Here is a 16,860-nt window from a genome sequence, read left to right as displayed (position 1 = left end):
AAATGATTTTTGCAGCTATATTGGCAGGTGGAATAGGATCAAGAATGGGTGGCACCGACACGCCTAAACAGTTTTTAACCTTAGGCGACAAGCCGGTTATCATCCACACGATTGAAAAGTTTGTTATTAATTCTAAATTTGATAAAATTCTTGTTTTATCACCGCAAAGCTTTGTCAATCACACAAAAAATTTGATAAATGAGTATTTTGGTGAAAACAACAGCATCATTGTTTTAAAAGGCGGCGATACAAGAAACGACACTTTAATAAATTCCATTGAATACATTAAGGAAAATTTTGAAATTGATGATGATTCAGTAATCGTCACACACGATTCCGTACGTCCGTTTGTAACTCATCGCATTATTGAGGACAATATTAATGCTGCAAAAGAATTCGGAGCATGCGATACGGTTGTTCCGGCAACAGACACTATTGTTGAAAGTGTTGATTCAAAAATAATATCCGATATTCCGATAAGGGACAATTTCTATCAGGGTCAGACTCCGCAAAGTTTCAAAATCAATAAGTTATCAGAACTGATAAATAGTTTAAGTGATGAGGAGACTAATATATTAACAGACGCATGTAAAATATTTGTTCTTAAGGGTGAAGATGTGCATCTTGTAAAGGGTGAAATAACAAATATTAAAATTACATATCCTTATGACCTGAAATTAGCTAATACAATTTTAAAGGAAACAAATCATGATTAACATTATTTATAGATTGAAATCTCCGAAATTCTTTGAGGAAGCTATTGAGGAGGTTGAACTGGATGGCGTTATTGTAAGGCCGACCTATTTGTCAATTTGTCAGGCAGACCAGAGGTATTATCAGGGTTCCAGACCTTCAGATATACTGTCGGAAAAATTGCCTATGGCTTTAATTCATGAGGCGGTCGGTGAAGTCGTCTCTGACAATGAAAATGTCTTCGCTCCCGGTGATAATGTTGTAATGATACCTAACACTCCTTTTGGTGATGACGGATACCGTGCCAATTACTCAAAACTGTCCAAATTCAGAGGAAGCGGATTCGACGGTTTTACATGTGATCTGGTCAGTCTGATTCATGACAGGCTGGTCAAACTGCCTGATGATTTTGATTTGGAAGTTTCAGCATTCATAGAATTAATGACTGTTGCCTATCAGGGAATAATGAAGTTCAAAGAGTTCAAAACTCCTTTTTCAGATGTTTTGGGAGTTTGGGGTGACGGAAACCTTGGCTACATTACAGCACTTTTTTTAAAGCAGATGTGTCCCGATTCAAAGTTAATAGTTTTCGGAAAGCATGTTGAAAACCTGAACCTTTTTTCATTTGCCGATGCTATTTATTTAATCCATGACGTTCCAAAGGATTTAAAGATAGACCATGCATTTGAATGCGTCGGTTCTGCTGCTTCACAGTCAGCTATTGAACAGATCATTGATTTGATAAATCCTCAGGGAACAATTAACCTTTTTGGTGTAAGCGAATACCCTATACCTGTCAATACGCGCATGGTTCTTGAAAAGGGATTGACATTGCAGGGAAACAGCCGTTCTGAAAGAGAAGATTTTGAAGGCGTTGTAAGTATCCTTCAAAAAAATCCTCAACTTTTCAGCTATTTGTCTAAACTGATTACAAATGTCTGTGAAATCGAATCAATCGATGATTTGAAGACATCTTTTGATAGGGATTACATTTCAGACTTTGGAAAAACAATTTTAAAATGGGAAATTTAGATTATCTTATTGCTTTATTTAGGAGTTTAAAGCATTCCACTCTAAAAGTTCTTCTTTCTTCTTTTGGAACCCTCAAAGGAATCATTTCAAGATTAAGTATGTCCTCATCATTAAGACGAATATTTTTATCAATCTTTTCTTTTATCTGAAAAAACACTTCGTATACTGGATTTTCGCCCCAGCATGCCAGTTTTATTGTGAATTCGGCTTCTGATTTTATTGTGCATTCAGGAGCGATTACTTTTAGAGTTCTCGGACACAGTACATAAATTGAGATTGACACTTTATTTATTTCATAAAGCTCTTCTGCAAGTTCCACGTATTTTGCAAGCTCTTCTTCATCAAAATCCTGCATCTGATATTCCAAATCAATCAGTTCTCCTTCATCTGTTATAAATATGTCTCCTCCTTGATGACAGTCTTTATTTACTTTTATCTTTTCTTCAGGTGCATAACCTATTATATTTCTTTTTTCATCAAATGCATCTTTAATTATTCGAATTTCGTAGTCAATATTTTCTTTATCCATTTTTATCAAACCTCTTTTTAACTGGATTGTAATATTTATTATTGTATTTAATGACTTATAAATTAGTAAGTTTCTTTTTAGAGCAATTTTAACCACTTATTTGAATATTATGGTCATAATAGAATTTTTTTATCATATGTAAATTTTTTTTGCGCAAAAGGTTTATATACCACTTATACACAATATACTATTACACGATGTGTTTACTGTGTGGTTAAAACACATCTGTGAAAATGGGGGGTGAGGATTGAAAAAGTGAAAAAATCTTTTTGCATTCATATTAACACCTATTACGACAAACACGTAAATTGCTTAACATTCTGTTCACCTATACAAAATGACTCTCTCGAAAAAACACTTAAAATCATGTTGGAAGAAATTTTTCTTGTATTTCTCATTTGTTTCAACTCCTTTGTTCTTGTGGGCAAACACGCACCAATCCAAACCCTTCCCATTTCCGGCATGATTTATTTTTTTAATTTTGATTTAAGTCTCTCTATCTTTGATCCTCTTTTTATCTGAGCCAGTCTTATTTTAAAGTCAGCATCGGAAGGAATTTCATAAAGCTGAATATTTATCTTTACGGACGGGGCACAGTAAACATAAACATTGACGCGTTTTTTGGTTTTTTCATACAAGGCTTCTGCAAACTCGATGTAGTTTACATGGTCTTCGATGTCATAATCTCTTTCCTGTATTTCCAAATCGATTAACTCTCCGTCTTCTGTTGTATAGACAGATCCGCCCTGATAGAACTTTTTGTCCACACTTCTTATTTCATCGGGAGTTCTTTCGATGATTTTACGCTCATCCCTAAATGCTTTTCTAATTAATTTTATTTCCTCTTCATTCATTTTATCAACCCTTTTCTAGTTATTGTTTTCCATAGTTCAAGACATTCAAATCTCAGGTTTCTCTTATCTTCCGGCGGTCCCATTGATGGAATCATTTTCAATGCATGCAAATCATCACCGTCAAGCTTTTGACGGCTTTCGACAAGTCCTCTGATATGTCTTAATGTGTCATATGCACTTGAGTACTCCATTATTGAGATGTTTATCATGATCGGTGCTTCGGATTCAATATCTTTTGTCACTTTAAATTTGGAGTGTGTGGAGCCTAAAACATAAATGCAAATCAGTTTTCCATTCAATTCATATAATTCCTCACCATATTTCTTGTATTTTTCCATTTCACGATTTCCAATGTCTCCTTTGGTTAATATAAATGAAATCAGTTCATCATCCTCGGTCCTGTAGATATCGGCCTGAATATCATGGGCTCTTGCTATATCCTGGACTTCATCCGATGCCTTTCCAACAATTTTTCTATAGTCGCCAAAGATATTTTCTATCAGTGTATGGCTTATTTTTTCGTCATTTTTTTCGTTCATTAAATATCACCTTTTTCTTTTTAATATTTTTGTAATTAGTAATATTGTATTTTAAGGTTTATAAATTAGTATAGTCTAAATCGCTACAATATTCTATCTTTATACAAAAAAACAAGCTCAAAGCAATATTATAATTTGGAGGTAAAATTGTCCTGAGAAAAATTTTCAGGCAATGTCAAAAATAATTTCTAAGTAAAGTATTAAATTAACTAAAAACATATATAGTAATACTACTTAAAAGTAAAAGGGTGTTTAAGTGAGTGAACAAAAATTAGAAGTTTTTAATGTTTTGAATTTTTTAAATAGTGGTTATGAGCTTGATGATATTTTAAAGCAAGGCAATTTTGGAACTTTTCCATCTGCTGAAGACTGTATAAATTATTTGGTTGAAAACGGCTATCTTGCAGGTGAGGGGGGAAGTGTAACTGCAGAAAGCATTTCCAAAAAATATACTGTAGCCCAATTAAAAGAACTGTTAAAGGAAAACGGCTTGAAAGTTTCAGGTAAAAAACAGGAACTTGTTGAAAGATTATTGCCTGTTTTAAGTGAAAACTCAGGAGATTATGAATTAACGGATAAGGCAAAGGAATTCCTTGAAGAAAACTCCTGGATAGACTTATACATGTTTGCACTTGTTGCATTCAGATTTGACGATTATGAAACTTATGTAAAAACATCAGCCGAAGACGATATAAAAACAGCCTTGAATTTCTGTGATGAAATCATTTCAAGGGCATTGATGGCTAACCAATTTCTGGTATTCATTGACGCATTATCCGCAAAGGCACATGTTTATGCCTATGACAGGGATTATGAATCATTCCTTGATTATGACCTTCAAAGATACATTTTAGGTTTAAATCCGATTGTTATGGATTCACAAACCTATGCCACTTATGACATTATCAATGAGGCAAATATCATAAACTTAAGAAATGTCCTGGCTAAATTTGACTTTGGAAGCTTAAAGAAAAGATTTGATAAAATCTGGGCAAAATCCCATGTTACAAACATCACTGTACCTAAAAAGACCTCTTACAAGATTTTGCAAAAGGCAATTTCCGGTGCAGACCTTGATGAGTTAAACTTCGATTTAAAGGAAAAATACTTCAATAAGAAGTTCGGGATTTAATTATGAAAGCTAAAGTTGCCGGAATCGTATTCATAATCGGCAGTCTGTATTATCTGATTGCTGAAGCTATTTCTGCAACTTTTTTCAACGCTTCTTTAGTTAATACCTATCTATTCAATACCATTTCCGCACTGGGAATTCCGAATTCCGATTCACCGTTATTTTGGCTGATGAACTCAGCATTCATTTTAATAGGCCTGACGTTAATGTTCGGCAATTTCTATAAGTTCCGGGATTTCATAGTTAAAAATCGAACTGTTTTTTACATATTTACACTAATAACCTCTTTAGGTGTAATTATTGTCGGATTAATCCATGGGGGAAACCCTTTAACGTCAGGTTATCATACACTAGGGGCTGTAATGGCGATTTTGGGAGGAAATATTCTCATTGTTTTAATTGCCAGATCAATGGATGATTTTGAAACTTATCAAAAAATCACGCTTGCTTTAGGAATCATTGGTCTGGTTGCCTTTTGGATAATGTTTTTTAATGTGGAAAGCATTTACATGCCGATTCTTGAAAGATTATCTGTCTATACGCTGATTTTATGGTCTCTTATCACCGGCGTCTTTTTAGTTAAACTATAATGTTGTATAAAAGCTTAAATACTACATCAGTTAACTAACTATTAAGGTGATTAATATGGCAAACCTTGACAAAGCTATCGAAGAAGAAATTTTAGCAATCGTAGAAAAGTATCAAAAAGAAGGTACAAAACTTTTGAACTACCTCATTACTGATGATGAGATTACTTTTTTCTCTCCAGTTGCTAACGGTAGTCAGATAACGGCTGAAGACTTACAGAAAGTCGCAGACATATTAAAAGGTTCATTTGAAGGAATGGAAATTGTTAACCAAGAGTACAGATTCAAATTCAAATGCGGATTATAGGAGTTAACGCTCCTAACTTATTTTTTTAAAAATTAATTTTAAGTTGATTTTTTTCATCTAAACGCTTATAAATAATTAAATTCAATATTTATAGTAGTGATAAAATGAAAGATATTGATGTTTTGATTGAAGCTTTACCATATATTAAAAAGTTTCATAATGAAAAAATTTTAATTAAGTATGGCGGACATGCTATGATTGATGATGAGGCAATGTCTTCCACAGCTCGTGATACTGTTTTACTCAAATATGTCGGAATGAAACCGATTATTGTTCATGGAGGAGGTCCTGAAATCTCCCGTTCAATGGATAAATTAGGAAAGGAACCTGAATTCATCCAAGGTTTAAGAGTTACTGATGAAGAAACAATGGAAATTATTGAGATGGTTCTTGTAGGTAAAATAAGTACCGAAATAGTTTCTGAATTAATCAAACATGACGGTGACGCAATAAGCTTATCCGGTAAGGATTCCAGTTTAATTTTCGCCCATAAAAAAGGAGCCAGCAAAATTGAAGGTATTGAAGGGGAAGTTGATTTGGGTTTAGTCGGTGAAGTTGACTGCATTAACACTGATTTGCTTGATATGTTTGTTGAAAACGATTATATTCCAGTAATTTCTCCAATCGGTATTGCAGAAGACGGTACCAGTTTGAATCTTAATGCCGATACTGCAGCAGGTGAAGTTGCAAGTGCTGTTGGTGCTGAAAAATTAATTATTTTAACTGATGTTCCTGGTGTCTTAAGAGATCCTAACAATCCTGATTCTTTAATTAAAAAAATTAAAGTTGACGAAGTTCCTAAATTAATAGAAGAGGGTATTCTCACCGGTGGAATGATTCCAAAAATCGAAACCTGCGTTAAAGCCATTGAAAATGGTGTCAAATCATGTCATATTATTGACGGACGTAAAAAACACTCTCTTTTACTTGAAATTTTCACTACCGACGGTATTGGAACAATGATTTATAAGTAAATTTTACACATGTTGGGACAATTTTACCTCCCAATCCTTTTTTTACCCGATTAATTTCTATCTAACTTATATATTATATCATAAAACATTAAATTGAAGGTTTTATTGTTCATTTTAAAACAAATGTTGCATTGTGTTAAAACTCTAAAATCAGTTTTTTGAACAAATTCAGCCTTCAGGTCATGGCTATACGATTTAAACGTTTAAATTTAAATGATATATGCTAAGTACAATGCAATACAATAGTTAAAGTTAGATTAATTTCTAACTTTAATTAATTTTAAACATTTCTCTCAATTCTCTTCTAAGGAGTTTCCAGCCGTTAACTCTTGGAAGCTCGTCCAAATCATAAATTTTTCTTGGAACCTTGTAACGTGATAAGTTTTCACGTGCAAAGCTGATTAAACCGTCATGGTCTGCTTCATCTTTCCAAACGACGGCAGCTACAGGAAGCTCTCCTCGGTGAGGGTCATCAATACTGAAAACAGCTATTTCTTTAAGTTTCGGGTATTTAATCAATACTTCCTCAACTTCAGTCGGATAGATTTTCCATCCGCTCATTACAATCATGTCCTTTTTACGGTCAGTAATGAATAAACGGTTATCCTCATCCAGATATCCGATGTCTCCGGTTAAAAACCATCCGTCATCTAAAAATGTTTCTATGGTTTGTTTTTCTCTTCTCCAGTATCCTTTTGCAATTGCAGGACCTCTTAAAGCAATTTCTCCCTGTTCGTATTTTTCAAGGGTCTTTGTTGAATCAATCTCATCAACGATTTTAACTTCAGAAAAACAGACCGGATGACCGACACTTTCAAATCTGTCCGCTTCACGATAGTCTTCAGGTCTGATTACCGTTCCGGTTCCAATAACGATACTTTCAGAAAGTCCATATGCATTAATGATTGGTATTCCATAGGTTTCGTGGAATTCCTTCCAGATCTTTTTATGGAGAGGTCCTCCGCCGCTGATTATTTCACGAACACTTTCCAGTTCTTCTGTTTTATCCATTGTTGTGAGGGAATGAATAACTGGAGGCATTCCTGTTAAAACGGTGACCTTTTCTTTCCTGCATAATTTCAGGTATTCGTCCAAATCAAACTGTTCAATCATAATATAATATGCGGCAGCTCTCAAGGCAGCTATTGCCCATGAAAGGCCTACATGCGCCATAGGATAAATTCCTAAAAAAATATCGTCCTGCTTTAATGTCAATACGTCACATTCATTGTGAATTGCTGTAAAATAATTACCGTGAGTTAACATTGCACCTTTAGGTTTACCTGTTGTACCTGAGGTGTATTGAAGCTGACATAAATCGTCCCAGTCGGTATTTGCCGCATCAAGGACTTCACAATCCTTATATTCATTCAAATCATGCGGAACATATGTATTAATGTCAATCAAATCCTTTGCTTCATCATCCGTAATCATTAATTTGGCCTGTGAGTCGCTGACAATGTATTCCAGTTCTGAAGCTGTAAATACTCTGTTTGTCGGTATTGCTATTGCTCCGATTCTCCATATTGCAAAAAGTGAAAAGAGGTATTCGCAGGAGTTATTGAGATAAATTATGACTCTGTCTCCATTATCGATACCTGATGATTTCAACTGACGGCCAATTTCAGATACTATTGACAATATTTCTCCTGATGAGTATTTTTCACCGCTTCTGGGATTGTATAATACTTTTTTATCCAGCCTTTTTGAATTTGCATCTAAAAATGTAGTAATATTTAACATTAAATCAACTCTTTGACAATTTCTTCAGTCATTTCCATTGTTTTTGCATTTCCGCCTAAATCCGGAGTTAAAACTTTTCCTCGGCCAACAACGTCTTCAACGGCTTTATTAATTTTTAAGGCAGTTTCCTTTTCGCCGATATAATCAAGCATCATGGCAGTTGACAATATCATGGAACATGGGTTTGCAATGCCTTTTCCTGCAATGTCCGGTGCAGAGCCGTGAACAGGTTCAAACAATCCGTGTTCATCTCCGATATTTCCTGAAGGTGCAAGACCCAATCCTCCCACCAGTCCCGCACTTTCATCGGACAGGATATCTCCAAACAAATTGCTTGAAACAATCACATCAAAGTTTAATGGATTGGTGATAAGATACATTGCCGTTGCATCAACATAAAAGTCTTCCGTTGTGATTTGAGGGTATTTTTCAGCTATTTTATAAAATGACTCCTTAAATACTCCATCAGTCTTTTTTAATACATTGCTTTTGTGAACGCAGGTAACCTTGTTCTGTTTTTCTCTTCTTTTGGCTAGTTTAAAGGCGATTTCAGATATCTTTTCACTGGCTTGTCTTGTAATAACCCTTTCGGCAATTACCTCGTTGTCATCACCATATTCGATCTGGCTGTATAATCCTTCCGTATTTTCACGTACAATTATAAAGTCAATATTGTCTTTAATTGATTTGACGCCTTTATAGGATTTTATCGGTCTTAAATTTGCATATACATCGAGCTCTTTTCTTAGATTAATTATTGGGCTTGGCTGGCCTGGAGTTGAAGTTGATGCGCCGAATAACGTTGCATCGCTGGACTTTGCTGTTTTAACGGTTTCTTCAGGTAATGTCGTTCCGTTTTTATTAAAACATTCAAAACCTGCTTCACCATATTCAAAATTAAAGTTTATGTCCAGTTTGTCCAGTAAAAATTCGGCTGACTCCATTACTTCCTTTCCAATGCCGTCTCCACTTATTATTGCAATATCATACATTGTTTCACTTTTGTTCGCATGTTATCAAAATACTTTTATACATATAAGTATAAAGATATATTTATTTAATAATTGTTATATTTGAGGGATGAAAATGTCTGAAATAGATGAATTAATTGAAAAGTTGAATGACAAAGATGATTTTGTTGTTGAAGATGCAATAGGAGCATTGGAATTAAAAGGTGAAGAGGCTGTTGATCCTTTAATTTCTGCTTTATCAAACAGAAAGAAAAACATTCGTTTACATGCTGCAAATCTTTTGGGAGCTATTGGTGACGAAAAAGCTATCCAACCATTAATCTTAACATTACGTGATAATAATAAGTTAGTCAGAAGGGAAGCTTCTACTTCTTTAAGCCGTATGGGTCCTGCTGCAGTTGATCCTTTAATTGAAGTATTGGATGATCCTGACTGGAGAGTTAGGGGTGCAGCCGCATGGGCTTTAGGTAACTTGAATGACGAAAAAGCTATTCCTGCACTTGAAAAATTGCTTGATGATGAAAGCGGTTATGTAAAATCAGGTGCACAAAGTGCAATAGCTACTATTCAAAGAAAAGCTTAATTCTTTAGTTATAAATTAAAAAAAGGATGGGATTTAATCCCATTTAATTTTCATTTTCTTTTTCTTCTTTTTTATCGACGATTACCAGTTTTTGGTTTTCTTCATCGACTTCCATTACAATTGGTTCTGCTTCATAAGCGCCGCTGTCTTTTTCCACACATTCGTTAATTTTTGCTTGTATTGCGCCGATATCTTCAGTATCGATTAAGTTAACGATTTCCAATTGCTGCTGGAATCTTTCAACACCTTCGAGGGGAACGTTTTCTACAAATGGAATAGCTCCGGTTGCACCGATGATTTTCTTTTTGTCGGGGTCTGCACCGTTTTCGTGTAAAGCCAGGAAACTTTGTCCTGTAATGTGGCCTTGCACTTCAGCACCAGCCAATATTAAAAATCTGATGTTTGGATTTGAAATAATATTAGCGACAACTTTTTCTATTCCTAAATTTTCTGTTTTACATGGGCCTGCAATTGCTGCTCCGGACAATTCTGCTTCAATGTGGGAAGCGAGTGTGGTTACTGCAACAGGGCTTTCTGGGTCGCCCACAATGTAATCCCCACTAATTACTGGCCAGCCATCTGCAGGAGCTTTTTTATCAGCCATTGATTACTCCTCCATATATCTTGATATTTATTAATTATTCTTTTATAAATTTAAATCTTTTGTCACTTTTCTGGGGTAAGTTGTTATTTCCAACTTCTTTTTCAAATTTTCTGTTAAACATTAAAATGAATATGAATCCTATGAGTGAACCGATATTCATTCCGATTATTGCTCCCAGATAAACTCCAAAAACGCCCATATTGAATGTTATTCCAAGTAAATATGCAAAAAACATACTTAATATCAATTCTCTTAAAACTGTCAGTCCCAGTGACTTGAATCCCGAACCGACACCCTGATATGTGTATGCTGCAGTTGCTCCAAATGGAATAAGCATGTTATAAAAAACCAATAGCTGAAGTATCTCGGCAGACCTTGTAACCAATTCCATATTTCCCGCCTGGTAATTAAAGGCTTCACATAGAGGATATGCAAAAATAAAAAAGCTTGCCAAAATCAGTAATGTGATGATCAGGCTTAACATTGTGGAGTATTTGATTGTCGTATCGAAGTTTGCAGCGTTTTTAGCACCGTAGGCTATTCCGGAAACGGTTATTGTAGCTATTCCGATTGCCATGCATGGCAGAAATGCGATTGATATGAATCTCCATGCTATTGTAAATGATGCCACTTCATTAACGCCTGAGGTTGTTATAATCAGGTAGTTTAGAATTATCGCCACCAATGCAAAGATAATCTCCTCAAAGCTTGCCGGAAGTGAAACTACAAGAATTTCCTTATATATTTCAAGTTTTCTTTTGTAGTATTTAACTTTAAATTTGAAATATGTGTCTTTTTTGATGTATATCCAGTAAAGCATCCACAGATATCCTATTAATGATGAGATAACAGTTGCAGTTGCCGCTCCAAAGATTCCTAAATTCAGAATGTATATGAAAATCGGATCAAGTATCATGTTCAGTGCTGCAGTTAACATTAATGGGTGGGTGGCTTTTCCAGCATCGCCTTCCGCTCTAAAGATGCTCGCAGTAACATTGGGGAGCAAAAATACAATATTCAACAGGAATATGATTTGTCCGTAATCAAGGCAATATGTGATAACTTCTCCTGCACCGAACAATATAATCAAATCATCTAAAAAGAAAATCCCTATTATTAAAATGAGTAGTGAAACAATAAACGTTAAGATAATTGTATGGATAACTGCATTATGTGCATCTTCAAATCGTGAGGCTCCGACATATCTGGAAATCAGGGAATTTCCTCCAGCTCCGATACCGCTTCCAATACCAATCACGACCAAATACAGCGGTGTAATAAATCCTAGAGCTGCTAAAGCATCTGCATTAATTCCTGAAACCCAAAAACTGTCGATTAAATTATTTAAAAACATTAAAAGCAGTGAAAAAATAGTTGGTATGGCTAATTTGTTAATTGCTTTTTTAGGATTTCCCGTAATCGATTCTATATTGTCATTTATTTCCATTGTCTAAATATCTAGAAAAAATAATATTTAAGGTTTGCAGTTTTTGCAAGGAGTATAACCCTGATTAATTGCTTCATCTCTTGATGAGAATGTTACCTTATTCTTTTCAGACATTTTACCGACGGATTTGCAGCTAGGAACATGGAACTTGTGGGAATTGGCGTTTCCGATATATGTGCCTGCAGCACCTGATGAAGTGTCTCCTGATGAGCTGTCTGTGCTCGTTGATGAATCTCCCGCTACGTGGGTGTTGTCTCCTGCCCAGTTGTATGGATAAAATTCACTTGGAGGCATATACATGATTTCTGCAAGACCTTCCTTTAAAAGCATTTCATTTAAGTTTTTACCGTCTACAATAACTACTGCAAGGGTTCTTCCGTATTTGTCTGTGTGTTTGGAGTCATCAATGTCAAGACTTACTTCCCTGTTCAGACAGAGTTTTTTAACAAAATATGCTGATGCATCAGCACCTGCAACGCCTTTTTCTGGTGTGTTAACTCCTACCAAACGAACCTTTCCAACTCCTTCTACGGTAATGGTATCTCCGTCGGATACTTTTGAACATAATCCTGTGGCTTCAGCTTTACAGTCAGTATCGCTGTATTTGCTTAAAATATCGTTTAAGGATAATGAACTGTAGTCTGATACGCTTTTGTCGTGTGAAAATCCTGTTCCGGTATATGCTGCAGCTGCGGTCATTACGCCTGCAAGCATCAACAGAACCATTATTATAAATAAAAAGTTTTTATTTATTTTCATCATGGTTAATTGTTAGTATCTTGTTATTATTAAATATTTGGTGTCTGTTCGGCAAGACAGAGGTGGCAAATCGCATTGGGATTGTCCTTTTGATTGTCTTTAACGGGGCAGAAATAAGTTCCTTTTTCTTCCGTTACCTTTAAATTTCCCGGAAATTCACTTCCCACCGGATGAATAGGCTCTTCAAGGATAAATGTGGTATAAAGAGAGGTGATGACATAAATCAGCGGAAACTTGTTCTCCAGATCGCCGTCATTCAGCTTTTCATTTTCAAATGTTTTTTCAAGAAGGTGAAATGAACCGTCTAACTTCTCCAAATCTATTTCCACATCCATTTCATTGTTGTTGTCGAGAACTTCCTTCATTCTCATGATGAAATGTTTTACATAGATTTCCAGGTATTTTTCTCTGTATTGGGGCTGAATATATTCTCCGTCCTTTCTCATCAGGGCCGTAGCCTTCATCAGGTCAAAAGGAGATATTATTCCAGCATACCTTTTTAAAATCACCATCAAATCATTTTTGCTGACTTTATCATTTTGCATGATGTCCTTCAGTTCACCCAATATGTCTTCCGCTTCCATATTCTTAAATATTCACTTCTTTGTTAATAATATTTAAGTAAGATTATATTCAAATATTAAAGTATATGATTACTATTACCCGAAAAGAGGAGGTTGTTTTCAACCAAATCAAAATATTCGATGTCGAATTTGACGGGAATATTCCAATTTCTGCCTTAAAAAAGGAACTTTGTGTTGGAAGTTTCCACGAATATAATTTGGTTCAGGTTTTAAATTCTCTTTCAAATAAAACATTAATAGAATTTGACGGTTCCAAGGTTAAACTCATGGCATCAGATAAGGAAATCAATACCGTCAATTCCAAAAAGGATTTGGAAGAACTGGAATTGAACATGAAAGAAAAGGAATCATTTGAAGTTATAAAAACTTTGGTAAATGACAAGAATCTGGTTTCCAAATATATCCTGGAGGGTAATCTGCTTTATGGTGATTTGAAACTGACTAATTTTAGAATGTATCATATAATTCTTTCTTTGGAAAACAAGGGTCTTTTAAAGCATATTCATAAATCTGACGGTGAATATTATCTCCTTGTTGAATAATATTTTTTACATAAAATTTATTATTCAAGTATTATTAATTTTCTATTTTTTCATAATGTTTATATAATGTTAATGTATAAATATAATATATTGATTAAAAAATAAGGTTATTTTTATGATGAGAATAAGTATGTCATTACCTAAAAAATTACTCTCAGATTTCGATGAGGTACTAAAAGAAAGGGGTTATCAATCTCGTTCAAAGGGTATTCGTGATGCGCTTCAAGATTATATTGTCCGTTATCAGTGGATGAACTCAATGGAAGGGGAAAGAATCGGGATTATAACTATTATCTATGATCATCATTATACTGGAGTAATGGAAAATCTTGCTGAAATTCAACACAGTTTCAGAAATGAAATAAATACCAGCATGCACATACATATGACAGATAAATATTGTATGGAAATTGTTGTAGTGAATGGAGATATTGCAGAAATACGTGATTTGACTGAAAAGATAATGAGACTTAAAGGTGTAGAGCACGTTAAATTGACTAGTACTGCAAACGGAGAAGAATTTAGTGAACCTGAAGGACATTCACATCCTCACACTCACTAAATATTTTTATTTTTTTTATGAAATTTCAAACAACCCATTATCATTTGGACTTATTGAAGGATAATGATAGGGTATCTGCTTTTTTTGAAGCCATCAGCCAGTACGATTCAAAAACCGACCTTGCATATGACCTGGGATGCGGATCAGGTTTATTGTCCTATTTTTTAAATGAAAAGTTCACTGAAATAATAGCTATTGAAATTGACAAAAAAGCATCAATGTGCGCTTCAGAAAATCTAAAAACATTCAATAACATAAGCGTCGTTAATGAGGACGTTTTAAAATATGAATTTTTAAAAAAGACAGATCTGATTGTATGTGAAATGCTTGACACCGCACTGATTGATGAAGAGGAGGTTCAGGTGTTAAATCATGCCCGGAAATTCCTTAAGGAAGATGGCGTTATCATTCCAAATGCCGTCATCAATTTTGCCGAGCTGGTTAACATGGAAAGGCATTACATCCACTGGGATGAGGGAGCCTCTTATGAAATTTTATCCGAAGCGGTAAACTATTCCAAAATAGATTTTAAAAAGAAAATCAATCCTAATTTTGAAGACATTCTTGAATTTGAAGTTAATAGTGATGGCACCGCCAACGGGATTAAGATAACTACCGTCACTATCCTTAATGACAATGTGGTTTGCGGACCAACGCCGATGTTTAATCCACCACTCCTTGTTCCAATAGATGAGACAAATGTAAAATGCAATGATTTAATTAATGTAAAATTAAAATATATTATGGGACAGGGTATTGAAACTGTAAAAACCCAACTGATATAAGGTGATTTTATTTCTTTTAAGGATGATTTAAAGGAATTTTTAAAGGATTGTGAGAAATTAATTATTTTGGGCATTGGAAATGAACTGAAATATGATGATGGTGTAGGACCATTTATAATATCCGAATTAAACAAATTAAATTTAAATGACAATATCTTATTGATTAATGCCCAGACAGTTCCCGAAAATTTTACAGGAAAAATCAGAATGGAAAATCCCACACATGTCATTTTAATCGATGCATGTCTGATGGGTTTAAACCCGGGAGATTACAGAATAGTGGATGAAAACGATTTTGCAAACATTGGAATTTCAACCCATTCAATGTCCCTATCATATTTTGTCAAATTTATAAATCAGGATAATGTATTGTTCATAGGTATAGAGCCTGAACTGATGGAGTTAATAGACCAGGATTCATTAGGCAGTTTGGACGAAAATTTAATGAACTTTCATGGTGAATTAACTGATAATGTTTTAAAAAGTGCAGAGGAAATTATTGAAATATTTGGAGAGTTATTATGAAGATTTTATTTATAGGGTCACGTCTGTATGACGATGTTGACTATTATGTTAAAAAAAGAGGCATAGAAAGCATTTTAACCGAATCGAATGAGGAAGCCATTAACTTGGACTTGCCGGATCAGGTATTTATCGTACCTAGGGGAATGGACGGTCCAAAACAAATTGCAATCACTCAAAATGTCGATGCTGTTGTTCCGTTAATTGGAATTGACCCTCCCTTAATTCAGGTGGCTGAGATGAAGGAAGAGCTTGAAAGGGATTATGACATTCCGGTAATTGCAGCTGACGTTCGTGCCGTTCAATTGACTTCAAATAAAATCAATACAAAAGAATTCTACTCAGAAATTGGTGTGGCTACTCCAGAGTATCAGATTTTGGAAAGTCCTGACGATTTGACCATGGAGTTTCCGGTTGTCCTGAAACAGGGAGAAGGTCAGGGCGGAAAGGATATTAAGGTCGCCCGTAACAAAGATGACGTTAATGAATATTTTGAAGAGTTTTCCCAGGCTTTATGTGAAAAGTTCATTGAAGGCTCTGAAATCTCCATAGAGGTTTTGGCTTTCAGAGGCGAAATTGTAGCACTTTCTCCGATTTATAAAGGTGAAACCACTCTTGAAGGTACTCATCCCTTGAATAAAGTTAAATTGGGACCTTGTATGATTGACGGCTTGGACAATAATCTCATCCAGCAGACTGCATATAAAGTGGCAAGAAACTTAAACTCAGACGGCATATTTGAAATGGATTTCATGTATTCCCACAGCGAAAAGCAGTTATATGCAATTGAGGTTAATACAAGACCTAACGGAACAAGATATCTGACTTCAGCAACATGCTCTGTTAACTCATTATGTGAACTCATCAACATGGCCTGCGGTGATTTCAGCTTAAAAAACGTATTTGATAAACTAGAATATTTCTATTCCACTGAAATCCCAATTGGGAATTATGAAGGCCCTGAAATCAACGAACCGGTAAAATCCTTTGACAATAATAATTTCATCGTCCACGGTCCTGAAGGTTATCAAAGAATCACTATACGTGGAAAATCCAAAAAAGAACTTGAAGAATTAATTAATGTTTTAAATATATGAAAATATTATATACT

Annotated in this window: 20 protein-coding genes and 1 pseudogene; 12 read left to right on the top strand and 9 right to left on the bottom strand. The window is 34.8% G+C overall.

What is annotated here, in order from left to right; genetic code table 11:
• Positions 1–2 precede the first annotated feature (2 nt).
• Together ACKI44_RS00400 and ACKI44_RS00395 are read left to right on the top strand one after the other, a co-directional pair.
• Positions 3–716: a 2-C-methyl-D-erythritol 4-phosphate cytidylyltransferase gene (locus tag ACKI44_RS00400; RefSeq protein WP_407420740.1), complete on the top strand. Its 714-nt coding sequence runs from the start codon at positions 3–5 to the stop codon at positions 714–716.
• A complete protein-coding gene (locus ACKI44_RS00395; RefSeq protein WP_407420739.1) occupies positions 709–1,725 on the top strand; it encodes an alcohol dehydrogenase catalytic domain-containing protein in 1,017 nt (338 codons plus the stop codon). Before ACKI44_RS00400 ends, ACKI44_RS00395 begins: the two co-directional genes overlap by 8 nt.
• Before the next feature lies 1 nt (position 1,726).
• Here the strand turns inward: ACKI44_RS00395 and ACKI44_RS00390 are convergent, their stop codons facing one another.
• The 3 genes from ACKI44_RS00390 to ACKI44_RS00380 all read right to left on the bottom strand — a co-directional run bounded on the left by ACKI44_RS00390 (position 1,727) and on the right by ACKI44_RS00380 (position 3,647).
• Complete coding sequence (locus ACKI44_RS00390) at positions 1,727–2,254, bottom strand: hypothetical protein (protein ID WP_407420738.1); 528 nt, start codon at positions 2,252–2,254, stop codon at positions 1,727–1,729.
• Positions 2,255–2,721: 467 nt separating this feature from the next.
• Entirely contained in the window at positions 2,722–3,108 is a 387-nt protein-coding gene (locus tag ACKI44_RS00385) for a hypothetical protein (protein WP_407420737.1), read from the bottom strand.
• Positions 3,105–3,647, bottom strand: coding sequence for a hypothetical protein (locus ACKI44_RS00380; RefSeq protein ID WP_407420736.1), 543 nt, complete (start codon positions 3,645–3,647; stop codon positions 3,105–3,107). Before ACKI44_RS00380 ends, ACKI44_RS00385 begins: the two co-directional genes overlap by 4 nt.
• Positions 3,648–3,903: 256 nt before the next feature.
• Here ACKI44_RS00380 and ACKI44_RS00375 point away from each other — a divergent pair, with 256 nt between their 5' ends.
• From ACKI44_RS00375 to argB, 4 genes are all read left to right on the top strand, one after another.
• Positions 3,904–4,779, top strand: coding sequence for an SAP domain-containing protein (locus tag ACKI44_RS00375; RefSeq protein WP_407420735.1), 876 nt, complete (start codon positions 3,904–3,906; stop codon positions 4,777–4,779).
• A gap of 2 nt (positions 4,780–4,781) precedes the next feature.
• Positions 4,782–5,369, top strand: coding sequence for a DUF998 domain-containing protein (locus tag ACKI44_RS00370; RefSeq protein WP_407420734.1), 588 nt, complete (start codon positions 4,782–4,784; stop codon positions 5,367–5,369).
• 55 nt (positions 5,370–5,424) lie between these two features.
• Positions 5,425–5,673: a hypothetical protein gene (locus tag ACKI44_RS00365; protein WP_303736980.1), complete on the top strand. Its 249-nt coding sequence runs from the start codon at positions 5,425–5,427 to the stop codon at positions 5,671–5,673.
• A gap of 104 nt (positions 5,674–5,777) precedes the next feature.
• Positions 5,778–6,647, top strand: coding sequence for an acetylglutamate kinase (gene argB, locus ACKI44_RS00360; RefSeq protein ID WP_407420733.1), 870 nt, complete (start codon positions 5,778–5,780; stop codon positions 6,645–6,647).
• 270 nt (positions 6,648–6,917) lie between these two features.
• Here argB and ACKI44_RS00355 read toward each other — a convergent pair whose 3' ends face one another.
• Both ACKI44_RS00355 and aksF read right to left on the bottom strand, forming a co-directional pair.
• Positions 6,918–8,390, bottom strand: a complete 1,473-nt coding sequence (locus ACKI44_RS00355; protein ID WP_407420732.1) for a class I adenylate-forming enzyme family protein — start codon at positions 8,388–8,390, stop codon at positions 6,918–6,920.
• Positions 8,390–9,382, bottom strand: coding sequence for a homoisocitrate dehydrogenase (aksF, locus tag ACKI44_RS00350; protein ID WP_407420731.1), 993 nt, complete (start codon positions 9,380–9,382; stop codon positions 8,390–8,392). Before aksF ends, ACKI44_RS00355 begins: the two co-directional genes overlap by 1 nt.
• A gap of 94 nt (positions 9,383–9,476) precedes the next feature.
• Between aksF and ACKI44_RS00345 the strand changes: the two genes are divergently transcribed.
• Positions 9,477–9,944: a HEAT repeat domain-containing protein gene (locus ACKI44_RS00345; RefSeq protein WP_407420730.1), complete on the top strand. Its 468-nt coding sequence runs from the start codon at positions 9,477–9,479 to the stop codon at positions 9,942–9,944.
• Positions 9,945–10,032: 88 nt separating this feature from the next.
• On the opposite strand, the pseudogene mtrA reads toward ACKI44_RS00345, so the two are convergent.
• From mtrA to ACKI44_RS00325, 4 genes and pseudogenes are all read right to left on the bottom strand, one after another.
• A pseudogene (gene mtrA / locus ACKI44_RS00340) lies at positions 10,033–10,548 on the bottom strand (tetrahydromethanopterin S-methyltransferase subunit A); the annotation flags it as partial.
• Positions 10,549–10,582: 34 nt separating this feature from the next.
• Positions 10,583–11,995 carry an MATE family efflux transporter gene (locus ACKI44_RS00335; RefSeq protein ID WP_407420729.1) on the bottom strand — a complete coding sequence of 471 codons (1,413 nt, stop codon included), beginning with the start codon at positions 11,993–11,995 and terminating at the stop codon, positions 10,583–10,585.
• Positions 11,996–12,022: 27 nt separating this feature from the next.
• The gene (locus ACKI44_RS00330) at positions 12,023–12,757 is read right to left on the bottom strand and encodes a thermonuclease family protein (RefSeq protein WP_407420728.1); all 735 of its coding nucleotides are present in this window, start codon (positions 12,755–12,757) and stop codon (positions 12,023–12,025) included.
• A 26-nt stretch (positions 12,758–12,783) separates the two neighbouring features.
• The gene (locus tag ACKI44_RS00325) at positions 12,784–13,338 is read right to left on the bottom strand and encodes a DUF2115 domain-containing protein (RefSeq protein ID WP_407420727.1); all 555 of its coding nucleotides are present in this window, start codon (positions 13,336–13,338) and stop codon (positions 12,784–12,786) included.
• A gap of 65 nt (positions 13,339–13,403) precedes the next feature.
• Between ACKI44_RS00325 and ACKI44_RS00320 the strand changes: the two genes are divergently transcribed.
• From ACKI44_RS00320 to ACKI44_RS00300, 5 genes are all read left to right on the top strand, one after another.
• Positions 13,404–13,880, top strand: a complete 477-nt coding sequence (locus tag ACKI44_RS00320; RefSeq protein ID WP_407420726.1) for a hypothetical protein — start codon at positions 13,404–13,406, stop codon at positions 13,878–13,880.
• A gap of 115 nt (positions 13,881–13,995) precedes the next feature.
• Positions 13,996–14,442 carry a nickel-responsive transcriptional regulator NikR gene (gene nikR, locus ACKI44_RS00315; RefSeq protein WP_407420725.1) on the top strand — a complete coding sequence of 149 codons (447 nt, stop codon included), beginning with the start codon at positions 13,996–13,998 and terminating at the stop codon, positions 14,440–14,442.
• 17 nt (positions 14,443–14,459) lie between these two features.
• Positions 14,460–15,227 carry a methyltransferase domain-containing protein gene (locus tag ACKI44_RS00310; RefSeq protein WP_407420724.1) on the top strand — a complete coding sequence of 256 codons (768 nt, stop codon included), beginning with the start codon at positions 14,460–14,462 and terminating at the stop codon, positions 15,225–15,227.
• Between the two features lie 66 nt (positions 15,228–15,293).
• On the top strand, positions 15,294–15,752 hold the full coding sequence (locus ACKI44_RS00305; protein WP_407420723.1) for a hydrogenase 3 maturation endopeptidase HyCI: 459 nt from the start codon (positions 15,294–15,296) through the stop codon (positions 15,750–15,752).
• Complete coding sequence (locus ACKI44_RS00300; protein ID WP_407420722.1) at positions 15,749–16,846, top strand: acetyl-CoA carboxylase biotin carboxylase subunit family protein; 1,098 nt, start codon at positions 15,749–15,751, stop codon at positions 16,844–16,846. Before ACKI44_RS00305 ends, ACKI44_RS00300 begins: the two co-directional genes overlap by 4 nt.
• Positions 16,847–16,860 lie beyond the last annotated feature (14 nt).

Source organism: Methanobrevibacter sp. (genome assembly GCF_045646205.1).
Taxonomy (GTDB): Archaea; Methanobacteriota; Methanobacteria; order Methanobacteriales; family Methanobacteriaceae; genus Methanocatella.
Note: the sequence above shows the minus strand (reverse complement) of the source record. Positions and strands in the feature narration are given on the sequence as shown.